Below are 18,159 nucleotides of genomic sequence, written 5' to 3'. Positions count from 1 at the left end.
ATTATCCAATCTTTTCATGAAAAGGAAATATCATTTTCGTTACGGTTTTCTTACGGTCTTGTAAATGAAGCTTTCCACCTTTCGAGGGCTTCCAAGCCGGCTTTTTCTTTCAGCTGTTTTTCCGCCGTTGGGACGCCTTCTTCAATGGCCGCGCAGTGTCCGAACAAATAATAGCGCAAGGCGGTATTCATGATGACTTGTTTTCTTTCATATTCGGTATCGGCCGATTCGTCTCCAGCGAGAACGGCCGTTATTTTTTCCGCCTGCTCCTCAGCAGACAGCGGTTTGTTGAGCTTTGCTTCATCTGCGTAAAGTCCGTATTTTTCCGGTTTTAATATAAAGGAATCGATCGCGCCGCTTTTTATCGTAAACACAAAGCTGCCTCTGTGGACCGGCACGTCTTCCGAGCCTTCCGCCCCTTGGACAATGAACACTTCTTTGTACGTCAAGCGCTGAAAAACGGGATGCATTTTCTGAATGGCCGTCCGGTGAAATGCGCCCATCATGAGCTTGTCGGCATCAGAGAAGTTGACCAGTTTTTCTGCTGTATTCAGCACGGTGCGGACGCCGATCTCTTCGCGGATTTTCTTCATCCGAACAAACGGTTTGCAAAATGTTTCGGCGGCTGCGAATCCGATGGAGGCCTCTTCCAGTGAGTGTGCCGTTTGTGCAGGATCAGTCTCAGAGGGGATTCCGAGTTTGTCCAGGACATCTTTTACGCTCGTTCCATATTTGGGCGGCAATGCATCACTGCCGTGGAGAAACACGGGGACTCCGTTTCCTGCAAGAAGGAGCGAGACGGGAATGGTTGCTAAAAAAGAATGTCTTCCTGTGTAAGGTCCCGCAAAATCGATGACCTCATCTTTTACAGCTTTGGAAAGGTTCAATGTTTTCGAGCTGTTCCGCAATGCTTCGGTAAACGCGAGCAATTCCTCAGGGGACTCTGTTTTCATCCGCTCCGCTATTAAGAATGCGGCGGTCTGAGCAGGGCTGGCATTTCCTGTAACGATCGCTTCTGCAGCTTGTTTGGCCTCTTCATAAGTTAAATCGCGGGAGCCCCTTTTTCCTCTTGCGACTTCTTTAATCCACTGTTGCAATGTGAACTCTCTCCTTTACATGCTGATCTTTCTTATGACTTTACATGAAAATGCAGAAAAGGAACAGTCGAGATTGTCGGCTTAATAATTGACAGAAAATATGACGATTTTCTGGATTGGCCGTGTTGATTTAGGTATTTTATCTGAAAAGATGCTGAAATTTAGAGGATTTTTCAATGCTATCAATGTTGTGATCATTTAATATGTTAAAAAAGTTAACGTGGAAGAAGGGGATGATCAAAAATGGGAATGCCGGCTTACAAAACTGAAGACGTGAAAAAGAACGAAAAACGCAAAAAGGAATTTCCGCATATTTATGTCATTCTGGCTGTCATGATTGGTCTCATGGCGCTTATGACATATGTGATTCCGGCGGGCGAATATGAACGGGTGGAAAGTCCGGACGGCAGGGAGATGATTGATCCGGCGTCCTACAAACGGATCGAACAGACGCCGGTTGATATCTTGGCATTGCTTACGGCGGTTCCGAAAGGGATGACGGAAGCGGCGCCGATTATCGTGTTTACATTTGCGATTGGCGGCGCTTTTGCCGTTCTGCGGAAAGCGTCTGTCATTGAGCTCGGCGTTCGTCTGCTGGCGGATCAGTTCAGGAACAAACCGGTTTTCGTTACGCCTGTCTTAATCTTCGTTTTTTCCGGCATTTCCTGTTTTATCGGGACGCCTGAGCTTTCCATCGTTTACGTTCCTGTCATTCTTCCTCTGCTGCTGTCTTTCGGATATGACCGGATGACAGCAGCAGCAATCGCATTGTGCGGGACGATCGCCGGCTTTACGAGCGCTTTGACAAACCCTTTTACTGTGGGGACCTCACAAATGATTTCCGGTCTCCCGCTTTATTCAGGGATGGGGTACAGGGCGGTTATCTTTGTTGTCATTACGGCGGTTGCCGCTGTATATGTGCTCAAATATGCGGAAAAGGTCAGGGCGCATCCTGAAAAAAGCCTGACGGGGAAAGAAGCGGTCGAAACGGTGCCTGCTTTTAAAGCAAGCGGACGGGTGAAATGGGCCGGCATCGCGGCGCTTGGGTTGTTTGCCGGCTTGATTGGCTGTGTCATTTATTTCAGGTGGGATATGCTGACAATGGCGGGCTATTTCCTGGCGCTCGGGATCATTCCTGCTTACATTGCCGGCATGAGCTCGAGAGACATTGCCGAGTCCTTTAATGAGGGCTTTAAAGAAGTGCTCGTCGGGGCGATGATTTGCGGCATTGCAAGAGCTGCTGCCGTCGTTATGGCCGACGGGCAGATCATGGATACGATTGTTTTCGGCTTGTCCCATGCGGTCTCACAGCTTCCTTCTTATTTAACGGTTACGGCGATGCTTTTGACACAGATGCTGTTTAACTTTTTTGTTCCAAGCGGGAGCGGACAGGCTTTAATTATGATGCCGATTATGGCGCCTTTGGCTGATATTGTCGGAATTACGCGGCAGACGGCGATTCTGGCTTTCCAATTCGGGGACGGTTTTTCAAACATCGTCTTTCCGACATCGGGTTACTTTATGGCGACGCTTGCGATCAGCCGGATTGCCTGGAATAAATGGCTGCGATTCATCCTTCCGCTGTTTGGCCTCTGGATGGGAGTGGCCGTGCTTTTCCTGATGTTTGCTAATGCTGTCGGCTGGTCGTAAATGGATAAAAAGGCGGGGGAATCCTCCGCTTTTTTATTTTCCCATCATTCCTTCAGAAGAAAAAATATGCAAAAATATGAAAAAACTAGACTTTGAACCTATCTGTGGATATACTAATTTAGTAATTGTTCGAATTTAAGATTGTCCGATATTTTCGGGCTTTAAGGAAGGTATCCGCGGATGAAAAAGATGGCCAGATTGTATATTCTCATGCTGAATGTGTTCATCGTTATGCTTGGTATAGGCTTGATTATTCCACTCATGCCTACGTTTATAGAAGAATTCGGCGCCTCAGGCAGCACGCTCGGATTGCTGATTGCGGCTTCGGGGATTACCCAGCTGCTGTTTTCGCCCGTTTCCGGGGAAATGACCGATAAATACGGAAGACGGAAAATGATCATTTTAGGCATCGGGGCGTTTGCGGTTTCCCAGCTGCTTTTCGCCTTGGCGAGCCAGATGTGGCTGCTGTTTGTTTCCCGCCTTCTCGGCGGAGCGGGGGCGGCGTTTTTGGTGCCGGCCATGTTTGCCTACATCGCTGACATCACATCGGAAAAGGATCGAAGCAAAGGGATGGGGCTGATCAGCGCCGCGATGTCTCTCGGCTTTGTCATCGGTCCGGGAGCAGGCGGATATTTGGCTGCGTTCGGGCTCACTTTCCCGTTTTACGTGTCAGCCGGATTAGCCGGCTTGGCGACAGTTTTATCGCTTCTTGTCCTTCCGGAAACGCTCAGTCAAGAAAAGATGCTTGAAAAGCGCCGCTCCGCTCAAAAGCGCGAACCGCTTCCAAAGCAAATGGCGCGCGCGCTGCGATCGCCGTATGCTTTTCTGTTTGTCCTCGTGTTCATCCTGAACTTCGGGATCATGAATTTTGAGGCGGTATTCAGCCTTTATGTCGATCATAAGCACGGCTTTACACCGGGAGACATTGCCTTTGTCATTACAGCGGCAAGCTTGATCGGCGTGTTCGTCCAGGCGGTGGCCCTCGGGATGCTGACGAACCGCTTCGGCGAGAAAAAGCTGATGAACATGACGCTGATCGGTTCAGCGGCAGCGCTTGCCGTCTGCTCGATTGCCGGTTCGTACTGGCTCGTTTTCGGAGCAACGATTGTTTTCTTCATGCTGACGTCCATCCTCCGTCCGGCGATTAACACGCTGATTTCAAAAATGGCCGGTGATGAACAGGGCTTTGCCGCAGGCATGAACAATGCGTTTATGAGTCTTGCCAACATCGTCGGACCGACGGTGGCCGGTCTGTTATTCGATGTGAACGTGGAAATTCCATATATTTTTGGTGCGGTCGTTCTCGTACTCAGCTTTTTGGCGGCAGTCAGCTGGGGGCGGAAGCAGCAGACCCGCGCAATTCCTGAAAAAGTATAAGGGAGCCGGCACATATGCCGGCTTTTTTCTATAGTGAAATGCTCAAATCATCAGCTTTACATCCTCCGATTGCCCCGTGTAAGGGATTTCTCACAAACCAAGCAGCATTTGAATTCTGAGCGCCAGTCTCAAGCGCAGGGTTGTGTCCGCATCTTTCAGGCTTTTCCCGAGCAATTCTTCACATTTTTCGAGCCTGTAGATGACGGTGTTTCTGTGGACATACAGGCGTTTGGCCGTTTCAGAAATCTGACAGTGCGTTTCCAGATAGACGGACAATGTTTGCAGGAGCCCCTGGTCATCCTTCGGCAGGCTGGCAAGCTGATGCAGCGCATGCGTGTAAAATGTCTTCAAATCATCAGCCGGAATCATGCGCAAAAGCTCAGAGACGTCTTTCATATGGTACGTCTGGATGAACTCGGTGCTCCCGGACAAATGGCCGGAATGGAGCGCGTCGACGGCTTCTTTGCAAATGTACGGAACGTCGCTCAGCTGATGGCTGAGGTTGCTGATTCCGAAAGAGATTGTCCGCTGAAAGTGCTCCGCTGCATGACGCTGAAACGTCTTTAAAAATCCGCCCACGGCTGCATTCAGTTCAGCCCAGCTGTCCGTCGCTTCGGCCAGCAGGAAGCACACGTTTCCCTTTGTGAAAAGGTGCGGAGGAAACGGGAAGTCAACCAGTTCTTCTTCCAGGCGCTCGAACACGGAATCTGATTCAAGCTGATTTTCCGTGAAGCTGAGCGATTTTTCGCGGCGGTCCAATTTGCCGGCGATGCACACATATTTTTGATCCCACTTGAGCTGAAATTCTTTGGCTCGGTTTTTAATTTCTTCAGCGGAGGAAAAGGCGCCGTCCAAAAAATTGCTGAAAAACTCGTTCCGCGCTCTTCGCAAATATTGTTTGAGCGCATTTTCCTTCATCAGCTCAAAGGCGATGACATTGGCGGCTTGTTCGATTGTTAACAGCAAGCCTTTGTCTGAAGAGGAAATCATCCCGCAGACAACGAGGAAGCCGCATTTTTTTTCATGAGTATAGATCGGAAATACCGAATAAGTTTGTTTGTCGGGAAGCGTTGAAAAACAGGTGAGCCCCGTTCTGTTTCCTTTTTGAAATATTCCTTTATAATGCGACAGCGTCCCGGCGGCATCCGCTTTTGAAGAGGCGATCAGCTTGAGGTGCTGATTGAATAGAAGAACGGGAAGCTTCAAAACAGCAGAGACGTTATGCAAGAGCGATTGAATGCTTTTGCCGCTCATAATATGGGTTGTGAATTTTTTTTGGGCGGTGATGGCCTGTTCGAGTTCTGCCGTCCGTTTGTCTAAAATATGGCTCAGTGTATGATTGACAATATCACCGAGGCGGACATCTTCATTTAGCTCGATGATCGGAAATGACCGCTCGTCGGCAAGCTTGATCACCTCGTCGGGTATTTTCTGCAAAAAGCGCGTTTTGATGCCGAGTCCGGCGCAGCCCCGCCTGATCATCCTTTCAATCAATTCCTTCAATAAAAAAGGCCGGTCTTTTAAATGGTATGCGGTCGTGACGAGGAGCTCGCCATGATGCAGATAATCGGCAATATCCGGCGCATCCATCATATTGATGTGTTCGATGTTCCGGGTCCCTCCCGTTTTTCCGGCGGCGAGCGTTGCGCCTTTAAACACGGGGAGGTTCATCATGTCATAGATATTCATTGATCTGTGCAGACCTCCTTTGTCATTTTAGCCATTATCAACAAAAAATGAGCGGATTTGTGACATTTATGCCGATGTTTATTTTTCATGTTACCAGTAAACTTGTATTTATATAGAGAGTTGTAAAGAAATATAACAAAAAAATAGAAAGGAAGTTTCTTTACATGACCATTGGTATTCATAAGATCGGAGAAAGTACAGCCCGCGATATCGAAGACATGATCAATTGGCTGGCATCATTCGGGGAAAGCGGAGAAGGAGGGGTGACAAGGCTCCTTTATTCAAAGCCGTGGCTCAGCGCTCAGCAGTCGCTAAAGGAAAAGATGGAGGGCTGGGGAATAGAGCCGTACTTCGATGATGCCGGAAATCTGTTTGGGAGAATAGAAGGTACAGAGAATCATGCGAAAGCGATCCTGACCGGTTCACACATTGACACGGTCATCAACGGAGGGAAATTCGACGGGGCATACGGGATTTTAGCGAGCCTTTTGTCTGCCAAAAACCTTCTGGATACATACGGCCGGCCGAAAACGTCGATCGAAGTCGTGTCTTTGTGCGAGGAAGAGGGAAGCCGTTTCCCCTTGACTTTTTGGGGATCGGGGAATTTAACGGGCTTGTTTGACTGTCAAAAGACGCCGGCTGTGCACGATCAGAACGGAGTATCGATCGAGCAGGCGATGAAAGATTGCGGTTTCGGAAAACGGCAGTACAGGCGCCCGTTCAGGCGTGATGCGAAGTGCTTTATCGAGCTTCATATTGAACAGGGGAGCATTCTTGAGGAGAGCGGCCGTCAAATCGGCATTGTCACGGACATCGTCGGGCAAAGGCGGTTTACGGTTATGGTCAAAGGAGAAAGCAACCATGCCGGAACGACGCCGATGAACGCCAGAAAAGACGCGGTGGCCGTCTCGGCATTGTGCATTTCCTATTTGACGAACAAAGCTAAAGCCGCTTATCCGCATTTAACGGCAACGGTCGGCAGGATTGAAGCAAAGCCGAATGTGCCGAATGTTATATCAGGCGAAGCTGTTTTTTCTCTTGATTTCCGCCATCATCATGAAGCGGTGTTGGACCGGTATTGCGAGGATATTTTTGCTTATTTCACAGAGCTGGCCGGCGAATGGAACATTCAGATCACAGTTGAGCAGACGACGGAAGCGAAGCCTATGAGGATGGATCAGGACTTGATCCAACTCTCGAAGCAGTCGGCCGAGGAGCTTGACGTGTCCTATCAGGAGATGGTCAGCGGGGCGGGGCACGATGCCCAGGTTTTCGGCCCGCATTGCCCGACGTCGCTCTTGTTCGTTCCGAGCCGGAACGGCATCAGCCATTCGCCGGAAGAATGGACAAAACCGGCTGATCTTGCAGCGGGCGTTGACCTTTTGACCCATGTATTATACAGGCTGGCATATGAATGAAAGGAGAAAAAGATCATGACAATTGGCGAAATGAATATTCCGAAACGAACAATTATGACTCCCGGTCCTGTTGAAGTTCATCCGAGAGTGCTGAGGGCGCTTTCCTCACCTGTACTGGGACAATTCGACCCTGCATTTACAGACATGATGAATGACGTCATGACGCTGCTTCGGCAGATTTTCCGAACGACAAATAAATGGGCATTTCCGATAGACGGGACATCTCGGGCCGGGCTTGAAGCCGTCCTTGCCAGTCTCATCAAACCGGGGGAACGGGTGCTCATTCCCATTTTCGGACGGTTCGGCTATCTGCTGGCAGAGATTTGCGAACGTTACCGGGCTGATGTTTATACAATGGAATGCCCGTGGGGAGACGTTTTTGAACCGAAAGAGATCATCTCTGAAATCAAACGGACGAAACCGGAGATCGTCGCGGTTGTGCACGGCGAGACATCGACTGGATGCATTCAGCCGCTCGAAGAAATCGGCCGGGCCTGCCGGGAGCTTGATGTGCTTTGTGTAGTCGACGCGGTGGCTACTATCGGAGGTACGGATGTCAATACGGATGAATGGTGCCTTGACGCGGTCGTCGGCGGTACGCAAAAGTGTTTATCCGTTCCTTCCGGTATGGCGCCGATCACATTTAACAGCCGGGTTGAAAAGCGCATCAATGAAAGGAAAAAGGTAGAACGGGGTATTGCCACAAGAGAAGATATCGAGCTTGAAACAGGACGCTTGCCGATTTCCAGCAATTATTTTGACCTTGGCATGCTGATGGATTATTGGGGTCCGAGGCGCCTCAATCATCATACAGAAGCGACTTCGATGCTGTACGGTTTACGCGAAGGAGCGCGGGTCGTTCTTGAGGAGGGGCTCCGCGAGCGATTCTCAAGACACCGGCTGCATGAAGCAGCGCTAGTCAAGGGCATCGAAGCGATGGGACTCGAATTGTTTACGGAAGGCCGGAAAAAGCTGCCGACCGTCACTTGTGTGAAAGTGCCTGAGCGGGTTGACGCGGATCTTGTCAGGAAGATGATGCTTGACGACTTCGGCGTCGAAATCGCCAGCTCTTTCGGGCCGTTGGCCGGAAAGATATGGAGAATCGGGACGATGGGGTACAGCTGCAGGAAAGAAAATGTTCTTTTTACATTGGCGGCTCTCGAAGCGGTGCTCATACGGACAGGTGCTGCTGTATCGCCGGGAAACGCGCTTCAGGCGGCTTTGGACTTCTATCATGAGAAGGCTTCAGAGGAGGAGGAATCTCATGAAAACATTTGACCTGCTTTTGAAAGGCGCTTCCGTCGTGTGCCCGGAAGGCGTAAGGAAAATCGATATCGGCGTCAAAAACGGGATAATCGCTGAGCTTGGCGTGCTTGACGGCGGTTCGGCCGAAAATATTTTTCAGGCCGAAGGTCAATACATTTTTCCGGGAACCGTCGATTGCCATGTTCATTTCAGCGAGCCGGGCCGGGCGGATTGGGAAGGTATTTCCAGCGGCTCGCGCATGATGGCTGCCGGCGGATGTACGACGTATTTTGACATGCCTTTAAACGGCGTTCCAGCGACCGTCACCGTTCAAGCGCTGGAAGAGAAGGCGGAGATCGCCGGGCGCAAATCGCTCGTCGATTTTGCGCTTTGGGGCGGGCTTGTCCCTAGGAATCGGCGGCATCTCAAACAGATGGCGGAAACAGGTGTAATCGGTTTTAAAGCGTTTCTGTCCGAATCGGGCAATGCGGAATTTCAGGCTGCCGATGATCTTTCGCTTTTAGAGGGGATGAAGGAAATCGCCGCCACGGGAAAAATTTTAGCGCTTCATGCCGAAAGCGACGCCATGACTAAGTTTCTCCATCAAGAAGCTCTCCTGAACGGGCGGACTGATGCGGATGCCTATGCGGCTTCGAGACCGCCCGAAGCGGAGACGGAAGCGGTATTTCGCGCCCTGCAATTTGCGAGGGTGACAGGCTGTGCGCTTCATTTTGTCCATATCAGCACAAAAGAAGCAGTCGATATGATCGATGAAGCGAGGCAATCCGGGATGGACGTGTCGCTTGAAACGTGTCCCCATTACCTTCTTTTCAGCCACAGAGCGTTTTTGAAAAAGGGCGCCTTGGCCAAGTGCGCGCCCCCGCTCCGTTCAGAAACGGGACGAATGAACTTGGTAAACCGTCTCCTTGAAGGGAAAATTGATATGGTATCATCCGATCATTCGCCGTGTCCTCCCGACTTGAGGAATGACGATATCTTACGTTCCTGGGGGGGAATCAGCGGAGGGCAGTTCACGCTTTTGGCAATGATTGAACTAGCGTTGAGGCATAAAGCGCCTTTCGAAAAGGTGGCGGAATGGACGGCGCTCGCCCCCGCCAGACGATTTGGTCTCGGAAATCGAAAAGGGCAGATTAAGATCGGCTGTGACGCGGATTTTGCGATCGTCAGCCTGAATGAAACGTATACCGTTACAAAAGACAGCTTGTTTGCAAAGCATAAAGAAAGCCTGTACGAAGAACATGTTTTCCCGTGCCGCATAACGGGGGCTTTTAATAGAGGAAGGCTCGTATTTGACGGATCCGACACGCGCGGGGCAGCAGGCGGAACATGGCTGAATGAAAGAGAAGCAAAAGCGGGTCACTGGAGCGCAACAAACAGCATGTGATCATGCTGTTTGTTGTGTGATGAACAGAAAAAATAATTTTGCGACATCAAATTTTCAATTATAATTTGAAAATTTTTGCAGAGGTTTATGCTATATTAGACTTGTAAATAAAAGATAGGAGGTATCAAGGTAGAAGAGAGGAAATAATGACAGCGCCTCCAGCCGCTAGCAAAAGAAGATATTGCAAAACAGACAATAGTCTCCCTCCGCGTTTATTCTTTAGAGAGAAACATAAGATTAAACTTACACTGATCAACCTCATGAGCCTGCTTCCTCAGAAAATAAAGACTACTTATCTCGTGAACGCCTTCAGGTCCGGTGAATAAACGGTTGTCCCAAAAAGCCGGAATACATAAAAATAGGAACTCAATGCTGTGCTAGAAGAATTTATTTTAAGGAGAGAATAATGAAGAAAAAACGGTTCGGAATTTTGTTCTTAGCTCTTTTCTTGTTACTGTTTAATACAGCTTCACAAGCGGCTGATCCAAATCAAAAAACAACTGAAGAAGTACTCCTAGACGCCTTTGATAAGTTTGGTTTAGTTAGTTCTGTGATTGGAAAAACAGACCCAGTTATATCAATAGGTCTTGATGATACTAGAAGCGAAGAAAAACTCCGAGAATACTTAGATGAGAACTTACCTCCAGATGCAAAAGAGAAATACGAAATTGAAATTATTAAAAGAAACGTTGAAGAAATGAAGAGGAAATCCGTGAGAATCTAAAACAAGAGAACTAATCAAAAAAGCAGGCTGAGAGGCCTGCTTTTCCTGTGGGTGTGGTTTCGGGTGCAATGCGATCGATCTGTGCCTATTCCAACGATCTCAAATAACCGGCCAATACAGAATCGATCCTTTCAGCCGTCAGCTTTTCGGGGTCCATGATCAAATGAAGCGCCAGCCCGTCGACAAGGGCGTACAAGTGCTCGGTTTCCTTTAGGACTTCGATCCCCGGTTTGGCGCCGGTACTCACCAGCATTTCAACAGCCGATTTACAGGCTGAATAAATGCCTTCATTCATCTCCTTTCTCAACGGTTTGAGCTCCGGATCGCTGAGCGATTTGGCCGTAAATGCATACCATGCCTCCATTTCCAGTTTTCGCTCCTCATCAAGAGGCATAAGCTGAAAAAGAAGCTGTTTGACGTTCTCAGCCGGTGTACCGTTAAATGTCATGCTCTCAATCCGCGTTTTGACCCGGTTTGCCACAAGCCTCATTGAATAAATGAAAAGCTCAGACTGTTGGGGAAAATAATGGCGCATCGATCCGGCCGAAAGTCCGGCTTCCTTAGCGACATTTCTGACGGTGCAATGTTCAAGTCCATCCCTGTGAATCACATTCCACACCGCTTCGGCAATTTTTTCTTTTTGTTTTTCGTGATCAACTATTTTTGGCATACACACATTATAACACGGCTGTATTATTTAATACATCTGTGTTATAATTTTTTAGTACAAATGTGTTAAAAAGAGAGGCGGATAAAAGGTGATTGGTTTATTGATTATAGCTTGTGAGATTGGTTTTTGGATTTTTATTCTGCTTGGCCTTATTTTTCGCTATATGGCAGGCTGGAAAAAGGCTGGTTTGATCATGTTTGCATGTACCCCGGTTTTGGATTTGCTACTTTTGGCTGCAACGGCGCTTGATCTGTACAATGGGGCGCAAGCGGATGTTTTGCACGGCATCGCCGCCGTTTATATCGGTGTCAGCATCGCGTTCGGGAGCCGCATGATCAAATGGGCGGATGAAAGGTTCGCCTATCGCTTTGCCGGCGGTCCGAAGCCTGACAAAGGCCCGCAGTACGGCAAGGAACACGCTAAAAAAGAGCGCAAAGGCTGGTTGCGGCATTTTATCGCATGGCTGATCGGGGCGGCGCTGCTGGCCGGGATGCATCTGTTCATCGGCGACCCGGAAAGAACGGAACCGTTAATCCGCATCGCTTCTTTATGGACGATCATCCTTGCCATCGATTTTCTGTACAGTTTCAGCTTTACCCTTTTTCCGAAGAAAGCCCGTTAAAAGAAGCCGGATGTCCGGCTTCTTTTTCATGTTCAAGTATCCCGCCGCTGAAAAAGGAAATGCTACAAGCAGACCTGGATCAAGTTTTCGAAAAAAACCTGTGATAAACTAAAAGAAGAGGTGAACTGCATTGATTTATATTGGATTAACAGGATGGGGGGATCATGACAGCCTGTATCCGCCCAAGACAAGCAGTCAAAACAAGCTGATCCACTATTCGGCGCATTTTCCGATCGTCGAGCTTGATGCGAGCTTTTACGCGATTCAGCCCGAGCGGAACAATGAAAAATGGGTGAAGGAGACGCCGGAAACCTTTCAGTTTATCATTAAGGCATATCAGGGAATGACGGGGCATCAGCGCGGGGAAATCCCCTTTGAAACGAAAGACGACATGTTTGCTGCTTTTAAGCTTTCGTTAACGCCATACATAAAAGCGGGCAAGCTGGCGATGGTCCTCTTTCAGTTTCCGCCATGGTTTGATTGCAAAAAAGAAAACGTCAATTACTTAAGATGGGTAAAAGAGAAAATGGGAGATATACCGTGTGCGCTTGAATTCAGGCATCGGTCATGGTTTATGCCCCAGTTTTACGACAAAACGCTCGCTTTTATGGAGGAACAGCAATGGATTCACAGCATTTGCGATGAACCCCAGGCGGGCGAAGGCAGCATACCGACGGTTCTTCATGCGACTGACAGCCAAAAAACGCTCGTCCGTTTTCACGGCCGCAACAAGGAAGGCTGGTTAAGGCCGTCTTCTGGGCAAAATTGGCGTGAGGTCAGGTATTTATATTTATATAATGAACAAGAATTAAAAGACTGGAAGAAAAACCTTGAGCTGCTTGAACAGCAGTCGAAAAACGTTTACGTGCTGTTTAATAACAATTCAGGCGGTGATGCGGCTCAAAACGGGAAGCAAATGAAGGAGCTGCTCGATATTGAATACAAAGGGCTTACGCCAAGGCAGCTCGATTTATTCAGCTAGAAAAGAGGACTTATTTTATGGAATATCTTATCTTGATCATACTCGGATTTATCGCGGGAACCATCGGCAGTCTTGTCGGGCTCGGCGGAGGGATCGTCATCGTTCCCTCGCTCCTTTTTCTGGCGGGGCTGCCGACGCTGTTTGACCATGTGACACCGCAAATGGCGGTCGGCACATCGCTGGTTGTCATCATATTCACAGGGCTTTCTTCAACGCTTGCGTATATGAAATATAAAACCGTAGATTATAAAAGCGGTCTTATTTTTTTCATCGGCTCGGGGCCGGGCAGCATCGCAGGTGCCCATGTATCGACATATTTCAGCTCAGACTCGTTTTCTCTATGGTTCGGGATTTTTATGATTCTCATTTCCCTTTCCTTAATGATAAAGAAAAGGGTGAAACCTGCCGAGAAAAAGCATACGGGCGTTATTAGAACGTTCACAGGAAATGAAGGACAGGAATATACGTATTCATATCATCCTTTAGCCGGAATCGCGATCGCCTTTGTCGTCGGCTTCCTCGGCGGGCTTTTCGGTATCGGAGGCGGCTCGCTGATGGTGCCGGCGATGATTCTTCTGTTTTTATTTCCGACAAGGGTCGCTGTTGCGACATCGATGTTTATTATTTTCCTTTCATCTGTCGCGGGCTCTGCCGGCCATGTCATCGCGGGCCATGTCAACTGGCTTTATGCGCTCGCATTGATCCCGGGCGCCTGGTTTGGCGGACAGCTCGGCGCCTACATTAATAAAAAGATGCAAACAAAGACGATCGTATTGATCATGAGGTTCGTATTGATCATCATCGGAATCAGATTAATCTATCAAGGCGTGTTTAGTTAAACGTTAGGGAGAGATTTGCATGACGGAAAAGCTCCATATTTACCATACGAACGATTTGCACAGCCATTTTGAAAACTGGCCGAAAATCGTCGATTATATTCAGACACAAAGACAAAAACATGAAGAGCAGGGGGAAGAAGTGCTTTTGTTCGACCTCGGCGATCATGTCGACAGATTCCATCCGATATCTGAGGCCACCTTCGGAAAAGCGAATGTGGAGCTGTTGAACCGTCTGCAGTATGATGCTGCAACGATCGGGAACAATGAAGGGATTACACTGCCGCATCAGGAGCTGGATACACTTTATGACAACGCACAGTTTCCTGTTGTTGTTTCCAATTTGTTTGACGAAAAAGGGAAGAGGCCCGGCTGGGCAGCACCGTATGTGCTCAAAAAGGTGAAGAGCGGTGCAACTCTTGCCATTCTCGGTGTGACAGTCCCGTATTATCCGATCTACCGGCAGCTTGGCTGGACGGTTGCAGACGCATTTGAAAGCATCGGCGAGATGCTCAGTGAAATCAAAGAAAAAGCCGATACTGTCATTCTTCTTTCACACCTCGGCATTTTGGATGATCAGCGCGTCGCGGAGGCTTTTCCCGAAATCGACCTGATTCTCGGCTCCCACACCCATCACCTGCTTGAAGAAGGGATGATGAAAGACGGCGTTATGCTGGCCTGCGCCGAAAAATACGGGAACTATGTCGGTCATGTTGAACTGACGTATAACGGAACGCTTGAGAACATCACAGCAACCGTTATGAAGACGGCAGAATGGAACGAAGAATCAGAGGAGACGATTCGTTTTCTGAAGGAAAAAGAGAAAGAAGCCGGACATCTGCTTGAAGAAGAAATTGCGACATTGGACAACATCCTTGAAACCGCCTGGTTCCGGAGAAGCGCCCTTCCGCAAATGCTGGCAGACGCCTTAAAGGAATGGTGTGAGGCGGAAATCGGAATGGTCAACTCAGGCATTGTACTGGAGTCTCTATCACAAGGCGCGGTGACGAAAGCGGATGTTCACCGCATCTGTCCGCATCCGATTAATCCGGTCAAACTGAAGCTGACGGGACGTGAGCTGAAAGAGGTCATCTTCCATGCATCATCGGAAGAAACCGAGAAACTGCGAATTAAAGGGCTCGGTTTTCGCGGCGAAGTGATGGGGAAAATGCTGTATGCCGGCCTTGACCCGGAAAAGCTCTCTGTCAACGGAACGGACATTGAAGATGATGCGTTCTACACGATCGCCACGATTGATATGTTTACACTCGGAACGCTGTTTCCGGCGATCCGCGATGCGGAAGATATCGAGTACTTTATGCCTGAATTCCTGCGCGATCTGCTCGCCTGGAAGCTTAAAAAAGCAAACCGGTTCTAATACAGATGCTCTAAGATTCGGGGCAAACCGGAACATGTCTCTCGCTTTATCATACATTAATGGTAAAGGAGGGATTGCGATGGTAAATTTAACTCCAATTATGATAGAAGATCAGCCGTTTACGGCTGTAACGGTCAAACTGCCGAAAACGAACTTTATGGCGGTAACCAATGACCATGGATATATTATGTGCGGAGCGCTTGACGTCGCCCTGCTGAATGATAAATTAAAAGAACGGAAAATCGTCGCCGCCAGAGCCGTCGGCGTGCGGACGATCGATCAGCTTCTCGAAGCACCGCTCGAATCTGTAACCGATGCGGCCGGAGAGCTCGGCATCCATCCCGGAATGAGCGGCAAAGAAGCCCTTTTAAAAATGGTGAAATAAAGTTGTCTGATTGAATCGTATATCCCCTCTTACAAGCATACACTTTTGATGTAAGGGGGGATTTTGCTTGCGAAGATTTCGCGGCCCTCTGTCAAAAAGAGGACCTTTGCCTTTTCGATATGTCATGCTGCTTTCGTTTGTATTTTTTATTTTTTCAACGGCCGTCAGCCTGTTGATCATCAACTCATCCATCAAACCGACGCTTCTGAACATCGCTGAAATGGAAACGAACCGGATTGCGACGCACGTCATCCAGGAAGCTGTCGAGGATTATATGAACCAAGATGAAAATGTGCAAAACATGGTCGAAATGAAGACAAATGAAAACGGGAAAGTAACAACGATCAATTTCAATTCCCATGTTGTTCGCGATATGCAGACCAAGATTACGAAACGGCTGCATGAAAATTTGAAAGTAACGGAAACAGAAGAATTTAATTCTTCTGCGAAAACGCCGGAAGACAAGAGTGATGGCGTGATTTATCAAATTCCTCTCGGCCAGACAACGGGAAATTCCCTGCTTGGAAACCTCGGGCCGAAAATACCGGTGCGCTTTAATGTTGTAGGAGATGTTTTTACAGATTTCAAAAAAAGTGTGGAACCGTACGGAATTAATAATGCATTAATTAATATTGGGATTCTTGTCGAAGTCAAGGTCCGTGTCGTCATACCGTTTGCGACAAAAACGGCGGTTGTCAAAAATACGATTCCGGCAACGATTCAAGCCGTGCACGGCGAAGTACCCGACTTCTACAGCGGCAACGGCAGCCAGACGGCGCCATCGATTCAAATCCCTTCAAAGGATGAAAAAACAGAACAAAAAAAGGAACAAAATAAGCAATGATTTCCAGGCGTTCTGCACACATCAGGCAGAATGCTTTTTTTTGCGTCCTGGAAACAGAATGTGTCTATTTTCTTAAAAAAATACTTTGACTTAGGCAAAAAGACTGTATATACTATTCAATAATAATAATTATTAGAAAATTCATTGTTTTCAGATGTTTCAATAAGGTAAAGGAGGAAGCTTATGGATAGTCGTCCGCAATGGGGAACAAGAGCGGGTTTTATTTTAGCAGCTGTCGGTTCTGCGATCGGTTTGGGGAATATATGGAGGTTCCCGGCTGTAGCTTATGAAAACGGAGGAGGCGCGTTCTTTCTGCCATATTTGTTCGCGCTTTTGACAGCAGGAATCCCACTTCTCATCATGGAATTTACAATCGGCCATAAATACAGGGGCTCAGCCCCGCTATCCTATGCCCGGATGGGGAAAGGAAAGGAGTGGATCGGCTGGTGGCAGGTCGCCATCTCATTTGTCATCTCGACGTATTATGCCGTGATCGTGGCATGGGCCATTTCTTACACTGTCTTTTCTTTCAATTTAGGCTGGGGTAAAGATACAGAAAATTTTCTAATGACTGAATATTTAAACAGAGTTGATATTGGAGGAGGAGCCATCGGGCAATTCGGAGGCTTCGTGCCGGGCGTCCTGATTCCGCTCGCGATTGTCTGGATTGTTTCCTTAGGCATTTTATTTGCCGGAGTCAAAAAAGGAATCGAAATTGCGAACCGCATCTTCATTCCGCTGCTTGTGGTCTTATTTTTAATCATCGTCATTTATTCGATTACACTTGACGGGGCTGCTCAAGGGCTGAATGCGTTTTTCACGCCTGATTGGAGCCAGATCACAAACGGAAAAGTTTGGGTGGCGGCATACGGCCAAATTTTCTTCAGTCTGTCGATCGCGTTTGCCATCATGATTACGTATTCCAGCTATTTGCCGAAAAAATCCGATGTTACAAACAATGCGTTCATCACCGGCTTCGGGAATTCGTCGTTCGAGCTGCTGGCCGGGATCGGGGTATTCAGTGCGCTGGGCTTTATGGCCGCGCAGCAGGGCGTTCCAGTTAAGGAGGTCGTCTCTTCCGGAATCGGTTTGGCGTTCGTCGTCTTTCCGCAAATCATCAATGAGTTTCCGGCGTTTAATGTGCTTTTCGGGTTTTTATTCTTTGGTTCGCTCGTTTTGGCAGGTCTGTCGTCTCTCATTTCGATCTCTGAAACATATGTTGCCGCGATTCAGGATAAATTCAACGTTCCGCGGCGGAAAGCCGTGCTGTTCGGCGGAGGGGCTGCTGCATTGTGTTCGCTCGTATTTGCGACAAAAGGCGGGCTGTTCTTTCTCGATGCAGCCGATTACTTTATCAACAATTTCGGAGTAGCGCTTGCCGGATTGATCGAAGTCGTTGCGATTGCATGGTTTGCGAAAGAGCTGAAAGCTTTGCAGGCTCACGCCAATTCGGTTTCCGACATTCAGCTCGGCGCCTGGTGGAGAATCTGCCTGAGCGTCGTCACGCCGATTGTTCTGGGGTATATGATGTTTGATAATATCAAGACGAATATCACAACAGCTTACGGTGATCTGCCGGTAGAGTTTCTCCTGAAATGGGGATGGTGCGTCGCTGTTGGAGCGATTGCAGCCGGATTTATCCTTTCGCTTTCAAAATGGAAGAACGAACTGAAATATACGCCATTTCAACATGACAAGGAGGTTTCCTCATGAACGGCGCATCTATAGCAATGATGGTGATCGGCATCGTCATTATTTGGGGAGGCTTGGCCGCAAGCATCATCAATGCGGTTGTGAAAAGCAAGAAAAGCCAAGCCGGTTAATCTCTGACAAGAAA

The 18,159-nt window shown here is 48.3% G+C and carries 17 protein-coding genes; 14 read left to right on the top strand and 3 right to left on the bottom strand.

The annotated features are described in order from the left end of the window. Positions 1-50: 50 nt before the first annotated feature. A complete protein-coding gene (locus QMZ64_RS15280) occupies positions 51-1,097 on the bottom strand; it encodes an anthranilate phosphoribosyltransferase (RefSeq protein WP_265625760.1) in 1,047 nt (348 codons plus the stop codon). Between the two features lie 243 nt (positions 1,098-1,340). Between QMZ64_RS15280 and QMZ64_RS15275 the strand changes: the two genes are divergently transcribed. Both QMZ64_RS15275 and QMZ64_RS15270 read left to right on the top strand, forming a co-directional pair. Continuing rightward, complete coding sequence (locus QMZ64_RS15275; RefSeq protein ID WP_265625761.1) at positions 1,341-2,747, top strand: YfcC family protein; 1,407 nt, start codon at positions 1,341-1,343, stop codon at positions 2,745-2,747. 180 nt (positions 2,748-2,927) lie between these two features. Continuing rightward, the gene (locus QMZ64_RS15270) at positions 2,928-4,124 is read left to right on the top strand and encodes an MFS transporter (protein WP_265625762.1); all 1,197 of its coding nucleotides are present in this window, start codon (positions 2,928-2,930) and stop codon (positions 4,122-4,124) included. A 90-nt stretch (positions 4,125-4,214) separates the two neighbouring features. Here the strand turns inward: QMZ64_RS15270 and QMZ64_RS15265 are convergent, their stop codons facing one another. Then, complete coding sequence (locus QMZ64_RS15265) at positions 4,215-5,813, bottom strand: PucR family transcriptional regulator (protein WP_265625763.1); 1,599 nt, start codon at positions 5,811-5,813, stop codon at positions 4,215-4,217. Between the two features lie 164 nt (positions 5,814-5,977). Between QMZ64_RS15265 and allC the strand changes: the two genes are divergently transcribed. The 4 genes from allC to QMZ64_RS15245 all read left to right on the top strand — a co-directional run bounded on the left by allC (position 5,978) and on the right by QMZ64_RS15245 (position 10,605). Then, complete coding sequence (gene allC / locus QMZ64_RS15260; protein WP_265625764.1) at positions 5,978-7,231, top strand: allantoate deiminase; 1,254 nt, start codon at positions 5,978-5,980, stop codon at positions 7,229-7,231. Between the two features lie 15 nt (positions 7,232-7,246). Further along, positions 7,247-8,509, top strand: a complete 1,263-nt coding sequence (locus QMZ64_RS15255; RefSeq protein WP_265625765.1) for a pyridoxal-phosphate-dependent aminotransferase family protein — start codon at positions 7,247-7,249, stop codon at positions 8,507-8,509. Further along, entirely contained in the window at positions 8,496-9,881 is a 1,386-nt protein-coding gene (locus QMZ64_RS15250; protein WP_265625766.1) for an allantoinase, read from the top strand. The genes QMZ64_RS15255 and QMZ64_RS15250 overlap by 14 nt, the downstream gene beginning before the upstream one ends. A gap of 406 nt (positions 9,882-10,287) precedes the next feature. Further along, positions 10,288-10,605, top strand: a complete 318-nt coding sequence (locus tag QMZ64_RS15245) for a YolC/YozM family protein (protein WP_265625767.1) — start codon at positions 10,288-10,290, stop codon at positions 10,603-10,605. Positions 10,606-10,690: 85 nt separating this feature from the next. Here QMZ64_RS15245 and QMZ64_RS15240 read toward each other — a convergent pair whose 3' ends face one another. After that, positions 10,691-11,275, bottom strand: coding sequence for a TetR/AcrR family transcriptional regulator (locus tag QMZ64_RS15240; protein WP_265625768.1), 585 nt, complete (start codon positions 11,273-11,275; stop codon positions 10,691-10,693). A gap of 88 nt (positions 11,276-11,363) precedes the next feature. Here QMZ64_RS15240 and QMZ64_RS15235 point away from each other — a divergent pair, with 88 nt between their 5' ends. The 8 genes from QMZ64_RS15235 to QMZ64_RS15200 all read left to right on the top strand — a co-directional run bounded on the left by QMZ64_RS15235 (position 11,364) and on the right by QMZ64_RS15200 (position 18,145). After that, the gene (locus tag QMZ64_RS15235) at positions 11,364-11,897 is read left to right on the top strand and encodes a hypothetical protein (RefSeq protein ID WP_243942286.1); all 534 of its coding nucleotides are present in this window, start codon (positions 11,364-11,366) and stop codon (positions 11,895-11,897) included. A gap of 130 nt (positions 11,898-12,027) precedes the next feature. Further along, a complete protein-coding gene (locus QMZ64_RS15230) occupies positions 12,028-12,879 on the top strand; it encodes a DUF72 domain-containing protein (RefSeq protein WP_145651719.1) in 852 nt (283 codons plus the stop codon). Positions 12,880-12,896: 17 nt separating this feature from the next. Next, positions 12,897-13,718, top strand: a complete 822-nt coding sequence (locus tag QMZ64_RS15225; protein WP_265625769.1) for a sulfite exporter TauE/SafE family protein — start codon at positions 12,897-12,899, stop codon at positions 13,716-13,718. A gap of 19 nt (positions 13,719-13,737) precedes the next feature. After that, a complete protein-coding gene (locus QMZ64_RS15220) occupies positions 13,738-15,093 on the top strand; it encodes a bifunctional metallophosphatase/5'-nucleotidase (RefSeq protein WP_265625770.1) in 1,356 nt (451 codons plus the stop codon). A 79-nt stretch (positions 15,094-15,172) separates the two neighbouring features. After that, the gene (locus QMZ64_RS15215) at positions 15,173-15,478 is read left to right on the top strand and encodes a YunC family protein (RefSeq protein WP_003184991.1); all 306 of its coding nucleotides are present in this window, start codon (positions 15,173-15,175) and stop codon (positions 15,476-15,478) included. A gap of 67 nt (positions 15,479-15,545) precedes the next feature. Beyond that, positions 15,546-16,322, top strand: a complete 777-nt coding sequence (gene yunB / locus QMZ64_RS15210) for a sporulation protein YunB (protein WP_035337643.1) — start codon at positions 15,546-15,548, stop codon at positions 16,320-16,322. A 183-nt stretch (positions 16,323-16,505) separates the two neighbouring features. Continuing rightward, positions 16,506-18,035 (top strand): sodium-dependent transporter, encoded by a 1,530-nt coding sequence (locus QMZ64_RS15205; protein ID WP_043054462.1) that lies wholly within the window; start codon positions 16,506-16,508, stop codon positions 18,033-18,035. Next, positions 18,032-18,145, top strand: coding sequence for a methionine/alanine import family NSS transporter small subunit (locus tag QMZ64_RS15200; RefSeq protein WP_003184985.1), 114 nt, complete (start codon positions 18,032-18,034; stop codon positions 18,143-18,145). The genes QMZ64_RS15205 and QMZ64_RS15200 overlap by 4 nt, the downstream gene beginning before the upstream one ends. The last annotated feature ends 14 nt before the right edge of the window (positions 18,146-18,159 follow it).

Origin of the sequence: Bacillus sp. LB7, assembly GCF_030449715.1 — a bacterium.
Classification (GTDB): Bacteria; Bacillota; Bacilli; order Bacillales; family Bacillaceae; genus Bacillus; species Bacillus paralicheniformis.
The sequence above is the reverse complement of the archived record's forward strand: the minus strand, read 5'-3'. Positions and strand labels throughout refer to the sequence as shown.